Annotated in this window: 16 protein-coding genes; 11 read left to right on the top strand and 5 right to left on the bottom strand. The window is 49.0% G+C overall.

The window, feature by feature from the left end:
• Positions 1 to 28 precede the first annotated feature (28 nt).
• Together M0P74_17285 and M0P74_17280 are read right to left on the bottom strand one after the other, a co-directional pair.
• A complete protein-coding gene (locus M0P74_17285; GenBank protein MCK9365343.1) occupies positions 29 to 502 on the bottom strand; it encodes a histidine phosphatase family protein in 474 nt (157 codons plus the stop codon).
• A 21-nt stretch (positions 503 to 523) separates the two neighbouring features.
• Positions 524 to 805: an integration host factor subunit beta gene (locus M0P74_17280; protein ID MCK9365342.1), complete on the bottom strand. Its 282-nt coding sequence runs from the start codon at positions 803 to 805 to the stop codon at positions 524 to 526.
• Positions 806 to 939: 134 nt separating this feature from the next.
• Between M0P74_17280 and M0P74_17275 the strand changes: the two genes are divergently transcribed.
• Complete coding sequence (locus M0P74_17275) at positions 940 to 1,164, top strand: DUF2905 domain-containing protein (GenBank protein MCK9365341.1); 225 nt, start codon at positions 940 to 942, stop codon at positions 1,162 to 1,164.
• Positions 1,165 to 1,424: 260 nt separating this feature from the next.
• Complete coding sequence (locus M0P74_17270; protein MCK9365340.1) at positions 1,425 to 1,820, top strand: hypothetical protein; 396 nt, start codon at positions 1,425 to 1,427, stop codon at positions 1,818 to 1,820.
• 397 nt (positions 1,821 to 2,217) lie between these two features.
• On the opposite strand, the gene M0P74_17265 is transcribed toward M0P74_17270, so the two are convergent.
• Complete coding sequence (locus M0P74_17265; protein ID MCK9365339.1) at positions 2,218 to 2,541, bottom strand: hypothetical protein; 324 nt, start codon at positions 2,539 to 2,541, stop codon at positions 2,218 to 2,220.
• 98 nt (positions 2,542 to 2,639) lie between these two features.
• Between M0P74_17265 and M0P74_17260 the strand changes: the two genes are divergently transcribed.
• From M0P74_17260 to M0P74_17250, 3 genes are read left to right on the top strand one after another with little or no spacing between them, the layout of a single operon-like run.
• Positions 2,640 to 3,554 carry a helix-hairpin-helix domain-containing protein gene (locus tag M0P74_17260; protein MCK9365338.1) on the top strand — a complete coding sequence of 305 codons (915 nt, stop codon included), beginning with the start codon at positions 2,640 to 2,642 and terminating at the stop codon, positions 3,552 to 3,554.
• 40 nt (positions 3,555 to 3,594) lie between these two features.
• Entirely contained in the window at positions 3,595 to 4,323 is a 729-nt protein-coding gene (locus M0P74_17255) for an AAA family ATPase (protein ID MCK9365337.1), read from the top strand.
• Positions 4,324 to 4,353: 30 nt separating this feature from the next.
• Entirely contained in the window at positions 4,354 to 4,539 is a 186-nt protein-coding gene (locus M0P74_17250) for a hypothetical protein (protein ID MCK9365336.1), read from the top strand.
• 372 nt (positions 4,540 to 4,911) lie between these two features.
• On the opposite strand, the gene M0P74_17245 is transcribed toward M0P74_17250, so the two are convergent.
• On the bottom strand, positions 4,912 to 5,331 hold the full coding sequence (locus M0P74_17245) for a PIN domain-containing protein (GenBank protein ID MCK9365335.1): 420 nt from the start codon (positions 5,329 to 5,331) through the stop codon (positions 4,912 to 4,914).
• The gene (locus M0P74_17240; protein ID MCK9365334.1) at positions 5,315 to 5,581 is read right to left on the bottom strand and encodes a hypothetical protein; all 267 of its coding nucleotides are present in this window, start codon (positions 5,579 to 5,581) and stop codon (positions 5,315 to 5,317) included. Before M0P74_17240 ends, M0P74_17245 begins: the two co-directional genes overlap by 17 nt.
• Before the next feature lie 384 nt (positions 5,582 to 5,965).
• Between M0P74_17240 and M0P74_17235 the strand changes: the two genes are divergently transcribed.
• The 6 genes from M0P74_17235 to M0P74_17210 all read left to right on the top strand — a co-directional run.
• Positions 5,966 to 6,496, top strand: a complete 531-nt coding sequence (locus M0P74_17235) for a hypothetical protein (GenBank protein ID MCK9365333.1) — start codon at positions 5,966 to 5,968, stop codon at positions 6,494 to 6,496.
• Between the two features lie 2 nt (positions 6,497 to 6,498).
• Positions 6,499 to 8,547, top strand: a complete 2,049-nt coding sequence (locus M0P74_17230; protein ID MCK9365332.1) for a hypothetical protein — start codon at positions 6,499 to 6,501, stop codon at positions 8,545 to 8,547.
• Positions 8,548 to 8,550: 3 nt separating this feature from the next.
• Complete coding sequence (locus tag M0P74_17225; protein ID MCK9365331.1) at positions 8,551 to 9,477, top strand: NADH-quinone oxidoreductase subunit H; 927 nt, start codon at positions 8,551 to 8,553, stop codon at positions 9,475 to 9,477.
• Position 9,478: 1 nt separating this feature from the next.
• Positions 9,479 to 10,126 carry a hypothetical protein gene (locus tag M0P74_17220; GenBank protein ID MCK9365330.1) on the top strand — a complete coding sequence of 216 codons (648 nt, stop codon included), beginning with the start codon at positions 9,479 to 9,481 and terminating at the stop codon, positions 10,124 to 10,126.
• A 3-nt stretch (positions 10,127 to 10,129) separates the two neighbouring features.
• A complete protein-coding gene (locus M0P74_17215) occupies positions 10,130 to 11,578 on the top strand; it encodes a hypothetical protein (GenBank protein ID MCK9365329.1) in 1,449 nt (482 codons plus the stop codon).
• On the top strand, positions 11,575 to 12,832 hold a 1,258-nt coding region (locus M0P74_17210), incomplete at its 3' end, for an NADH-quinone oxidoreductase subunit C (protein MCK9365328.1). The genes M0P74_17215 and M0P74_17210, both read left to right, overlap by 4 nt.

The raw sequence follows: 12,832 nt of genomic DNA, 5'->3' as shown, positions 1-12,832 counted from the left end.
CTACAAATCATTCTGACGGTTCTTACATCTATAAAGGAATCTGGAACCATTTCAATGCGCCACTGGCATCTTTGACGGAGCGCCATTCATCAAGGGCAATTTCAATACAGACAAGCATGCATGGTGACATATCGAGTTGAATATCGGTTAAAATTGTTACCAAAGCGGATATTGCCGGGTTATGTCCTACCATCATCACGGAATCATATTTATTATTGAGAGCCGCTAAAATATCAAGATATGTGTCACTGCCAGCATCATAAAGACTTTCTTCAAAGCGAATTCTTCTTTGGTAGCCGATCCGACCAGAGCAGATCTTTGCCGTCGACTTAGCTCGTTTCGCTGGTGAGCAGATAATCCAGTCCGGCATTATCCCATTTTCCGACATCCACTGACCTATCGATTCAGCTTGCCTTTGGCCTTTGCCAGAGAGGTCCCGCCCCATATCATTAATCAGGCTTTTATCTGCTTTAGCATGTCTCAATAGAAATATTGTTTTCAAAAGTGCTCGCTCCTAATGATATTAATTTGAACGATTAACCATTCCTTTCAGCTCTTTCCCAACTTTAAAGAACGGCAGCTTCTTCGGCCGTACCTTAATATTTTTTCCTGTCCTTGGATTCCTTCCTGCATATGCCTTATACTCCCTTACAGTAAAAGCCCCAAAGCCCCTTATCTCGATTCTGCCTCCCTTTTTCAGAGTATCCGTAAATCCGGCAAAGATCAGATTGATGGTGTCGGTTGCCATATTTGCGGTCAAGTTTTCTTTAGCGGCAAGAGCATTGATAAGGTCAGATCTGTTCATGATGGATTTCTCCTTTAAGTGGATAATTATCTTGATTTATTGTGGATGATATGACCATATTGACGGAGAAGTCAACAGAAATTGAGCGTCAGCGGCAAGCTGCGGTGTTCAGTCTCTCTGGAGGTGACTAAGGGGTGCCCGATTTTAGCAATATTGGCAAACTGCTCATTGTGATAGGCCTGTTCATCGCGGGTATCGGTGTCGCCCTACTCCTCTCGGGGAAGGTCCCTTGGCTCGGAAAACTCCCCGGCGATTTCTTGTTCCAAGGAAAGCAGTCCTCCTTCTACTTTCCTTTGACCACGAGTATCCTGATCAGCGTTGTCCTAAGCCTGGTCATGTGGTTTATCAACCGACGGTAAAGTGAATAGCACACGACAAGTGTGGTTCCTGCAGGAAGCCGGAGAGACTGAGTTTGCCGACAAGGCTGGCAAGGATAACAAATACAAGTAGCCATTTTTTTCATCAAGGTATATTGATGAATTGCGATTGAAATGTGGCATTGGGGGAGGATGATTGGGAGCATTTGTAACTTTCTGAAATACGCAAAAGTAATCCTCGATAAAAATGCTTAATTTCAAGTGGAAATAAACTGTACCAGTCAGATATCCGGATGGCAAATATGGTCAAGGAAGTGGCCAATAAGAGGGATTATTTAATGAAATGTGATAAATGTAAAGAGAGTATGGGAGTAGGAGAGGAAAGAGAATTATATGGGCAAGTCTTATGCGAAGATTGCTATATTGACATCCTTTCGCCTGCCAAAGCATGTGACCCATGGGCAGTATACGGTGCGAAATCCTTTTCAAAGGCGAATAAAGCTACTGTTGAGCTTACCGAAACTCAAGCAAATATACTGCAAATATTGAAGGATACCGGAGGTGTAGAATCAGTGACCATAATAGAGAGGCTTAAAATAAAGCCTTCTGATCTTGAACGAGATGTTGCGACTCTTCGACATATGGAGAAGCTAAGGGGCGAACTGCGGGATGGAAAGAAATTTCTCTGTTTATGGTAGAAAAAATGGATAGAGAACAGCCCGGGTGTGCACACTGTCCTCTTGAAGTGTCGGGGCGTATATGTCGGAAAGAGGAGGGCAAGGTGCCAAGCTTCGGGGGAGACCGGGTCATGAACAGGCAAAGAAGAACGTGAAAAACAGGGTTTGTTATGAGTCATAATTGTTCGTACAGTTCGAATGATAATCCTCACTTCAATTCTACATAAGGAATCGCTGAGTTATAGGTGAAGACATAAAAATTACGTGTCTTTTTGGTTAAGCATTTCTGGTTGTACTCTGCTACAAAATCGAACCGACCTCCTTCGCTGACTTCAATAAACTATACGTAAAATCTCACCATGATAAATGCCATTAGAAAAAGAAATCTCACAAAGATCATGACCGGTACCCTTCAAAATCAATCTCTTTTGTCCCGCTTCGCGCCTGGCAAAAACGCTGCAAACGCTTTCACCACCGATGCTATCTGCCCGAAAAACATCTTCTGCATCTCTGCCACCATATTGCCATAAAGATTTCCCGGCGCCACTCCCTCAAACTCCTCTGACTTGAACTTGCCGTTTTCAAAGCTCTTCTCTTTGGCTTTCACATAAGTATTGCCGCCAACAGAAGATACTTCCCGATAGGAATACCGGAAAGAAATGAAGGGGCTTTTTCTTTTGACAGGATCAATTATCTCCAATTCTTTCCCGCGATCAACGCTTATTTCAGGTCTTTTTTCCATCACGTCCTCTTTTTCTTGTCAGCAAAATCTGCATCAAAATTGTTGATTTATGTCGGACACATCATAGACAGAAATTGTGATAAGGTAAAGAAGAAACGATGTCATTATTAGCAAAAGGACTGATCCATATGCAGCAAACAACCGCACTCACAGACCTTCAGGGTCAGATAGAACGTTTAACCTATTTCGATGAAGAATCAGGCTATACCATCGCCAAAGTTAAAATCTATGGGAACAAGGATCTCGTCACCTGCACCGGCAACCTGATCAACCCAACTCCTGGCGAGATCATAAAAATGAAAGGGGAATGGACCAACCATCCGAAATTCGGTGAGCAATTCAAGATCGTCTTTTGCCAAACGACTACACCCACCTCTGTTTACGGGATTCAGAAATACTTGGGCTCGGGCCTGATCAAGGGAATAGGGCCTGTCATGGCCAAGCGTATTGTCAGCATGTTTGGGAAGGAAACGCTCGACGTCATTGAAAGCAACATTGAAAAGCTCGATGAAGTTGCCGGCATTGGAGTAGTCCGCATCGGCAAGATAAAGAAAGCATGGCAGGATCAGAAGGATATCCGGGCGGTCATGATCTTTCTGCAAACTCATGGCGTAAGCTCCGGCTATGCCGCCAAGATATTCAAGCAATACGGTAACGCTGCCATCAAGATTGTTCAGGAGAATCCTTACCGACTGGCAATGGATATCTTCGGCATCGGATTTATTACAGCGGACAAGATTGCCAAAAATATGGGATTCGCCAAAGATTCTCTGCTCAGGGCTGAAGCGGGAGTTCTTTATGTCCTGAATCAACTGGCGGATCAGGGCCACGTTTATTACCCGGAACAACCCCTGATTGAACAGTCGCAAGCCATCCTGGAGATTGAGGCTGCCATTATTGAGAAATCACTATTGAATCTTGCCGGTGAAAAAAAGATTACCATTGAGGCAATTGCAAAACCATTTGTCATTCCCGAATATCTCTATCGGGAATATGGTTTTTCAAGCAGTTAGAACCAGATTCCCGCTCAGAATCGTTGCGGGAATGACAAGAATGGGGAGTTTTGCAATTACCTCCATTGATGAAAAAACTAATCCTGATCATAAAGCCGTCTATCTGTCCCCATTCTACATAGCAGAGAACCAAGCAGCGGCAAGGCTAAAATCCCTTGTCAACACATCCCAGAAGATCAGAAAGATCGATATTGAGAAAGCCATCCCATGGGTACAGGAGAAATTATTTATTAAGTTGGCGGAAAAACAGATCGAGGCGGTCAAATCAGCTATCAAACATAAGGTGATGATTATTACCGGCGGCCCAGACACAGGAAAAACGACCATAATCAATGCTGTTCTGAGAATCTTTACTGCCGTCAAAGCCAAAATATTATTAGCTGCTCCGACAGGTAGAGCGGCCAAGAGAATGACCGAATCTACAGGACATGAAGCAAAGACTATCCATCGCCTTCTGGAATTCAATATGAGGAAGGGAGGATTTCAGAAGAATGAAGAAACCCCGTTGGATTGCGATATTCTTATAATTGATGAAGCCTCCATGATTGACATTATCCTTATGCATCACCTTTTGAAGGCTGTTCCTGTCAACGCAACATTAATTTTGGTTGGCGATGTAAACCAATTGCCCTCTGTTGGTCCGGGGAATGTTTTGAAAGATATTATTGAATCCGGCGCGATCACAGTTGTTGAATTGAATGAGATATTCAGACAAGCCAAAGAAAGCTCCATAATTGTCAATGCCCACCGAATCAATCAGGGTTTTTAGCCGGAAATGCAAACGTCAAAGGATAAGTTTATGCAACCCGTTAAGGCCGTTTCTGTTGTAACTGATGATCCTGATGACGACAAGTTCATTTCCTGCGCAGTCGTTGCCGGCGCCAGCCACATCATTTCCGGCGACCCCTACCTGCTGAATATCGGCGCCTACCAGAGCATCCGGATTCTAACCCCTGCTCAGTTTATAAAATCATTCGACAAATAGCTTACATATCTCCTGCGAAATCCTACGGACGGCAATCACTTGCATCCGCATATGGCAACAACTACCTTGTCTACCCCATTTCCATCCCTGGGTATCATAAAATGATCTCCAGCTTAGATGTTTACATCTGCAATCCCGAAGGCTTGCATGATTCTCTTGAGTCCTCTTCAGTCAGCGAAGGGCCGCGATAGATCGAGGATATTCCGGGGACATAATACGCTTTATCGACTAAACAATGCTTATATAATTTACTTATAAATCGGCATTATGTCCCTGATTAACCAAATTTGCTCAGTATAGGCGGCGTGCTCCGCGCGCCAGCGCTCCCAGCGATATTGAAAAAAACTTGAGAAGACTGATAGTGCCGGTTATTTAAGCGCCTTCTGCATTGATCTGCTCGATTAACTCGGCAGGGTCAACGACGTTGGGTCTGTTGCCAAAATCAATCTTGTTCCTGGTCGCCAGTACATCACATCCGTTACGCGCAAAGATCACATACTGCACTGCATCCTCAAAGTCTTGCATATCTGAGTTAAGCGCCTCCCGAAAGCCTTCTTCGTCGATATCCACCAGCGAAAACGTATCGAGAATATCGGCAATGAAGCTGCGGGCCTTCGCTTGCCCGGCGTGCTTTCGGACAATGTAAAAAATGTCCGTGATACTGGTATTGGAGAGACAGGCCATTATCTCCTTCTGCTCCGCCAGCCGCCACAAAAGCGCCGCCTGCTCCACGAATGGCTTTCTGTTCAGAGCGATATCAAGAACGATATTTGTATCAAAAAGAACTTTCACTGGGCTTCCCTTCTATGGCAACTCTACGCTCGGCCTTCCAGTCTCCCAGTTCGGCTCCTTCGATAACGCCTATCCACTTGTCAACGGCGCTCTTTTTTGCACTTACCTTGCCCATGTCCACTGCATGACGTTGCGGCGCTTCCTCGGTATCCAAAAAAACTACAAGCGCTCTGGCTTGCCGGATGCCGGAAGGCTTCTGTTGCAACTCGACAATCCCGTCATGATAAAAGGCTTCCACTGTCTGCGGCATTTCTTCAACCTCCCATTTTTACCTACTGTTAGCGTGTCATGGTTCGTCTATCATACTTAACATGCTTTTCGCAATTATCTCTTACGGGATGTTAGTATTCCGGAAACATAATACCATTTTCTTCTCATTACCAAGGTCCCTGCATATTCCAGACTGGTACTGGCGCGACGTCGATGGACGGGAAATTGTTTTGGTCGTGGCCAGAAGCCGCGACCAAGTTGATATCACTGAATGCAAATGGAATCCGGATCACTTCAGCATCGATGCGATGAAAATATTCCCAACACTATGAATCTTCCCTCCCTGTCATTGCGAGGAGGGGTGCCAAAAATCGCTGTTTTTAGCATTGACATGACAATGATGAAGGAGTAGAAGCCCCCAATTATGTTTAAGCTTGTTAAAAAAATAATAGCCACTCCTAATAACATCGTCTCGCTGAATCACGCAGATTGCGAACAGGCGGAGATTACTGAAGTCGGTAGAAAGATTGAAGAAAATGTGAAGCGCCTGTTCCGGGGGTCGCTGGCAATCAGACAGGTGGACGCAGGTTCCGACAATGCCGCCGAGCAGGAACTGGTCGCTTTGTCCAATCCTTTTTACGATGTTGAACGGTTCGGGATCCATTTTGTCGCTTCGCCCCGCCACGCTGACATGCTGATCGTTACCGGGCCGGTTACCAGGAACATGGCAGAGGCGGTAAGGCGGGCGTATGCCGCGACGCCTGATCCCAAGATAGTTGTGGCGCTCGGCGATGACGCCATTGACGGCGGCATCTATCGGGGCAGTTACGCGGTACTGGACGCGGTTAAAAACGTCATCCCGGTTGATTACGAGATTCCGGGCGATCCGCCCTCCCCAAAAACCATTCTCTGTCATTTGGTTAAAATATTGGACAGAGTCTCTGCGGCAAACTGATCATGAACGAATTTATCATATCGCCGAACGGCTTTACCGTTTTGCTGCTGTTATTTCTGCTGGGGGCTCTCGGCTCGGCTCTGCTGAAAAATAATGACGAGTCGGCCAACTACTGGAGCAGCTTTTTCGCGATAGTCGGGTCGCTTTGGGGAGTCTTCTTCGGATTGGGGTCGCTTTTTAACGCCCGGCCGCTCTTGTTTACCATCGGCGCCTTCCCCTTTTCGCTGCTGCAGTTTTCCTTTCTGATCGACAAGCTGGCCGCCTTTTTTATTTTTGTGATCTGCCTGATCGCCCTCTTCTGCTCGCTCTACGGCATTGACTACGTCAAGCACTACTACCGCAAATACAGCCTCGGGTCGCTGGGATTTTTTTACAATCTCTTTATCGCCGGGATGCTGCTCGTGGTTACCGCGACTAACGGACTTTTTTTCCTGCTCGCCTGGGAGCTCATGTCGGTCGCGTCCTTTTTCCTCGTCATCTATGATCGCCACGAACCGGAAAATATCCGGGCAGGTTTTCTTTACCTTGTCATGACGCATGTCGGCACCGCCTTTATCATCGCGGCCTTCCTGCTGCTTTACAAATTTACCGGGTCTTTTGAATTTTCGCTGATCAGAAATGGGGCGGGAACGATTCCCGGCGCCGTCAAAAACGCCGTCTTCGTCTTGTCGCTCATCGGTTTCGGCACAAAGGCCGGCATTATCCCGCTGCATATCTGGCTCCCCGGCGCGCACCCGGCGGCCCCTTCGCACGTCTCGGGGCTGATGTCCGGCGTGATGATCAAAACCGGGATATATATGATGATCAGGGTTTTTCTCGATCTTCTTCAGCCTTTTCCTTTGTGGTGGGGGATGGTTGTGCTCATCACCGGCGCGGTTTCGTCGCTGCTGGGCGTTCTGTACGCCTTGACCGAGCACGACATCAAAAAGCTTCTGGCCTACCACAGCATTGAAAATATCGGGATCATCCTGCTCGGTCTCGGAAGCGCCCTCACCTTTCTTTCCCTCCAGTTGCCGGCGCTCGCGCTGCTCGGTTTGGTCGCTTCCCTTTTCCATACGCTAAACCACGCGACCTTCAAGTCGCTCCTCTTTCTCAGTGCCGGTTCGGTGATTAATCAAACGCACACCCGAAACATGGAGGAATATGGTGGCCTTATCAAATCCATGCCGCAGACCGCGCTTCTTTTTTTGATCGGTTCCATGGCCATCACGGCGCTGCCGCCCTTCAACGGTTTTTTCAGCGAATGGCTCACCTTCCAATCGCTCTTTCAGGGAATCGCGACGCCGAATTCTCAGGTAATCTGGATATTTGTTGTAGCCGCGGGCGCGCTTGCCTTTACCGGCGGACTTGCGCTTGCCTGTTTCGTCAAGGCCTTTGGCGCAATCTTTCTCGCCCGTCCCCGCAGCGACGAGGCGAAGCATGCCGGAGAATCCTCTCCCTTTATGCTTGCCGGGATGTGGTCGCTGGGAGCGCTGACGCTTTTATTCGGGGTTGGTTCCGGCTATGTTTCTCAAGCGCTTCAGGCCGTTGGAGGCGAGCTTACGATCTTCCAAAATCTTCCTGCCCCGTTTTTGCACACGGAAGGGGGATGGATCACGGCCGGCGACTTTTCGTCCGTCTTTGCGCCGGCAATATTTCTTGCCTTGCTGCTGGCGCTTTTCGCCGTAGTCTTTGCGGTCAACCACCTTATAAGTCGGCGACAGACAATCAAGACCGGCCCCACCTGGGATTGCGGCACGGATCTGACGCCCCGCATGGAAATTACCTCCACCGGTTTTGCCCGTTCCATCATCATTATTTTTAAGGGAATATTGAAGCCGACCATGCAAAAGGCGGTTGAATATCGGGATGGGGAGTCGCGCTATCTGCCGAAGTCGAGGATGATCAGGCTGGGCATGAATGACATCTACGAGAAATATCTCTATGAACCGGCGCAGGTTTTTGTCCTCAAATTTTCGCTCTACGCCAAAAAGGTGCAGAGCGGCTTGATCAACATGTATATCCTCTACATATTAATCGCGCTGCTCGGCGTTTTATTTTTTTCACTTTGAACTATGAATATAATTTTTGACATACTGCAACCTCTGTTTGTTCCGCTGCTGTCGCCGCTCGTAATCGGCGTCATCAGGAAAATCAAGGCGAAAATGCAAAATCGCCAGGGGGCGGGCGTGCTTCAGCCGTACCGGGACTTATGGAAGCTTTTTCACAAGGATGAGGTGATCAGCCAAGACGCCTCCTGGATTTTCCGCATCGCGCCCTATATCATCTTCGCAGTCACGCTCATTGTCGGCGCCTTTATCCCGATATTCAACATGAATACCTTTACCGCCCCCCTTGGAGATTTGCTTACAGTCGTATATCTGCTTGCAATTGGGACGTTTTTCCTGGCTCTGGCCGGGCTCGATACCGGCAGCGCGTTCGGCGGATTCGCCGCCAGCCGCGAAATGACCGTTTCGGCGCTCGCGGAAGGGGGGTTGATCTTTTCGTTTTTTATTCTCGCCTTGGTGAGCGGCAGCACAAACCTCTTTACAATTGCCGATTCCGTACTTGTCGCCAATATCACTTCCCTGCAGCCGATCATTCTGGCCGGCCTGGGATATTTTATTGTATTGCTGGCCGAAAGCGGACGGTATCCCTTTGACAACCCGGCAACCCACCTCGAACTGACGATGATTCATGAAGCGATGATTTTGGAATATTCCGGCAGGCGGTTGGCGCTGATGGAGTGGGCCGCAGCCAACAAATTGTTTATTTTCATGACGCTGGGCGCTAATTTATTTTCTCCCTGGGGGCTGATGCACGAGTTTTCTTTGGGCGCTCTGGCCGTTGCCGTCGCCGTTTTCACTCTCAAACTATCGGCATTCTGTTTTGCAATTGCCTTTATCGAGTCCGGCATCGCCAAGTTCCGCTTCTTCCGCCTGCCGGACCTGCTTATCGTCTCTTTCATACTTAATATTGTCGCAATCGGGTTAATTAAATAAAATGGAACTGTTATCCCCACACTTTCTGGCAGTAACGATTTTTCTGACGATTATCTTCTCGCATATCGTCAAGAGAAACATTATCATCGTCACCGTTTACGGCATTCAGTCGTCGGCAATCGTGCTGCTGCTGTTCCGCTCGTTTTTAGAAACAAAATCCCTGGCGATGCTCTTTATCGTTATCCTCGTTGCGGCCATCAAGGTTTTTCTGGCGCTCCGATTTTTTACCGGCTTTATTAAAAAGTACGAAACGGGCTTGTCCTCTTCTGCTTACCTGAATTTGCCGCTGACCTTGATTGTGGTCGCGGCGCTGAGCACCTTCGCGCACAGCCGGCTGTTTGCACCGCTGACGACAATTGTCCCTGGAAACAGCGCCCTGCTGTCGCTCAGCATCGCCGGGATCATGATCTCGCTTTTATTGATGATCAACCGCAAGGGGATATTATCGCAGATCATCGGTGTGCTTTCGCTGGAAAACGCCATCGTGGAATTTGGTTTATTCGCCGGGCTCGAACAATCGCCCGTGCTGCAACTTGGCATCATGTTCAATATCCTGGTCTGGCTGATTATTACCGCCGTTTTTTCCTCGATGATTTACCGTCATTTTGGAACGCTGGAAACGGCGGGAATGAAGAGTTTGAAAGAATAGTCAATGGAACCTATTATCATCATATCGATTTTGTCGCTCGCCGCCCTGGCGTGCCTGCTTCTCAAGAGTCTCCGGGCGATCGAGTGCGTCTCCCTCGGCGCTTCCGCAGTCGCTTTTATTGCGGCCATCAGTCTGGCGCTTGACGTCTCCGTCCAACAGCCCGCCGCTTTCGCCCTGTTTTTTTCCGTAGATTCGCTGGGGGCGATCATTGCCCTCTTGATCGGAGCGGTCGGTTTGGCCGCGGCGTTCTATTCCATATTTTACCTCCGCGCGGAGATGACCAAGGGGATCATCGGGTTTCACCGCGTCAGGCAATATTTCATCCTGTTCAACCTTTTTCTGTTGGCGATGTTTTTTGCGGTCATGGTCAAAAATCCTATTCTGATGTGGATCGCAATTGAATCGACGACGCTCTCCACCGTCTTTCTGATCAGCTTCTATGACAAGCCGACCGCCCTCGAAGCCGCCTGGAAATATTTGATCATCAATTCCACCGGCCTGCTTCTGGGATTTTTCGGAACGCTTCTATATTTTACTTCGGTACACTCAACTGGTGGAAATGGCCTGATAAGTTGGGACATTTTAAAAGCAAACGCGACTAATCTTAATCCGCTTATCGCCAAAATTGCCTTTATTTTTGTTCTGATCGGTTATGGCACCAAGGTCGGCTTCGCGCCGATGCACACCTGGCTTCCCGACGCCCACAGCAAGGCGCCGGCGCCGATCAGCGCCCTCCTCTCGGGCGTGCTTCTGAATATCGCCCTCTTTGCCGTCCTGCGCTTCAAAATGCTTACTGACGCGGTTGCCGGACAGGCCTTTTCCGAGGGGCTGCTTGTCGTGTTCGGCCTCGTTTCTATCATCATCGCCGCCCTGATTATGCTGACCCAGCAAAATTATAAAAGGCTGCTGGCATATTCGAGTATCGAAAACATGGGAATTGTGGCGCTCGGTTTCGGCGTGGGAGGAATCGGGGTTTTTGCCGCAATTCTCCACATGATCTATCACGCCCTGGTGAAACCGGCCCTGTTTTTTTTAGCCGGAAACATTTTCCTGAAATACAGCTCCACCAAAATCGCCAATATCCGAGGGGTAATTTCCGCCCTGCCGGTATCTGCGGGTTTATTTCTGGCCGGATTTTTTGCCGTTACCGGCACGCCGCCGTTTGGAATCTTCTTTACAAAGGTGTATGTCCTTTCCGCTGCCATCGGGACGAATCTCTTCGCCGGGCTAATCGCCCTTTTCGCCTTCGCGCTGGTTTTCATTGGTTTTTTCAGGCAGGTTATCGCAATGATGTTCGGCGAAAAGCCTTCAGAGATGTCGGTTGGGGAAATCAATCGCCTGCTCATTGCTCCGCCCTTGCTGCTTTTAGCCGCGGCTCTGGCGCTTAGTTTTTATCTGCCGCCGTTTCTTTCTGAACTGATAACGCAGGCCGTAGGGAAATATTCGTTATGAAATCACAAACTAATGACATTATTATTCCCGCAGGGTATCAAACCGAACGTCATGGACGTCTGACGGTTTTTGCCGTCAGCCCCTCCGAAATAAAAAAAGTCGCGCTTTATTTCCATCAGGATAAACGGCTGCCGTTGCTGCTCATTGCCGCGACCGACGAAAGAAAGGAACAGGGCGCCTTCAAAATATGGTATGTCTTCGGAGTTCCTGGAGAAAACCGTTTTGTCGCCCCCTATATCTGCCTTGCCGACACGGAAGAATTTCCCTCACTTGCCCCGGCAATTCATGAAACATGGGAGTATGAAAGGCTGATTCAGACCTTTTTTGGCTTGCGGCCGGTCGGACATCCCCATCCGCTGCCGCTGATTCTGCATGAGAACTGGCCTGCGAACATTTTTCCGCTGCGCAAGGATTTTAACTGGCAGACCCGGCCGGAAACGGCGCATGGCGTCTATCCGTTTCAACAGGTAGCGGGCGAAGGAATCTACGAAATACCGGTAGGCCCCATCCATGCCGGCATCATCGAACCGGGCCATTTCCGCTTCAGTGTTGCCGGCGAGGAGATCGTCCTGCTCGAACCCCGCCTCGGCTACACCCACAAGGGCAGCGAAAAACTCTTTGAAGAACTGCCTCTAAAAGACAAAATCCGCCTCTCGGAAAAAATTTCCGGCGACAGCTCCTTTAGCCACTCTCTGGCCTTTTGCCAGGCGCTGGAAGAACTGGCCGATGTTGCGGTTTCGGAACGGGCGCGGCATTTACGCGTAATCTATGCAGAATTGGAAAGGCTGGCCAACCATCTGGGCGATCTCGGCGCAATCATGCTCGACGCCGGTTTTAGTTTCGGCGGCTCGCAGGGCTCGCGCCTGCGGGAGATGATCATGCAAATAAACGAACGGCTGACCGGCAGCAGATTTCTGCGGGGGGTAAACGCCGTGGGCGGAGTTGCAAAAGATATTGCCTTGGAAACGTCCCTTCAGTTAGTTGATGAGCTGGGAAAAATCAGGAAGGATTTCTCCGAAATAATGGCGGTTGCCCAAAACAGCGCCTCGCTGCTCAATCGCCTGGAAACGACCGGCACGCTGCCGCTGGAGATTGCCAGAGAGCATGGCGTCGTCGGAATTGCCGCAAAGGCGCTCGGCCTCACAAGCGATGCGCGGCGCGATTATCCCTATGCTGCTTACGATAGTCTCTACGCTGCCGAGACATTCGCAAAAACAGGAGGCGATGTGTATGCCCGTTTTATGGCGCGGGTGA

It is taken from the genome of Syntrophales bacterium (genome assembly GCA_023229765.1).
GTDB lineage: Bacteria > Desulfobacterota > Syntrophia > Syntrophales > UBA5619 > DYTH01.
Note: the sequence above shows the minus strand (reverse complement) of the source record. Positions and strands in the feature narration are given on the sequence as shown.

Coding starts and splice junctions, on each gene's coding strand:
- M0P74_17280 (MCK9365342.1), bottom strand. CDS start 805: ATGAACAGATCTGACCTTATCAATGCTCTTGCCGCTAAAGAAAACTTG.
- M0P74_17270 (MCK9365340.1), top strand. CDS start 1,425: ATGGTCAAGGAAGTGGCCAATAAGAGGGATTATTTAATGAAATGTGAT.
- M0P74_17265 (MCK9365339.1), bottom strand. CDS start 2,541: ATGGAAAAAAGACCTGAAATAAGCGTTGATCGCGGGAAAGAATTGGAG.
- M0P74_17260 (MCK9365338.1), top strand. CDS start 2,640: ATGTCATTATTAGCAAAAGGACTGATCCATATGCAGCAAACAACCGCA.
- M0P74_17255 (MCK9365337.1), top strand. CDS start 3,595: ATGGGGAGTTTTGCAATTACCTCCATTGATGAAAAAACTAATCCTGAT.
- M0P74_17250 (MCK9365336.1), top strand. CDS start 4,354: ATGCAACCCGTTAAGGCCGTTTCTGTTGTAACTGATGATCCTGATGAC.
- M0P74_17240 (MCK9365334.1), bottom strand. CDS start 5,581: ATGCCGCAGACAGTGGAAGCCTTTTATCATGACGGGATTGTCGAGTTG.
- M0P74_17235 (MCK9365333.1), top strand. CDS start 5,966: ATGTTTAAGCTTGTTAAAAAAATAATAGCCACTCCTAATAACATCGTC.
- M0P74_17230 (MCK9365332.1), top strand. CDS start 6,499: ATGAACGAATTTATCATATCGCCGAACGGCTTTACCGTTTTGCTGCTG.
- M0P74_17225 (MCK9365331.1), top strand. CDS start 8,551: ATGAATATAATTTTTGACATACTGCAACCTCTGTTTGTTCCGCTGCTG.
- M0P74_17220 (MCK9365330.1), top strand. CDS start 9,479: ATGGAACTGTTATCCCCACACTTTCTGGCAGTAACGATTTTTCTGACG.
- M0P74_17215 (MCK9365329.1), top strand. CDS start 10,130: ATGGAACCTATTATCATCATATCGATTTTGTCGCTCGCCGCCCTGGCG.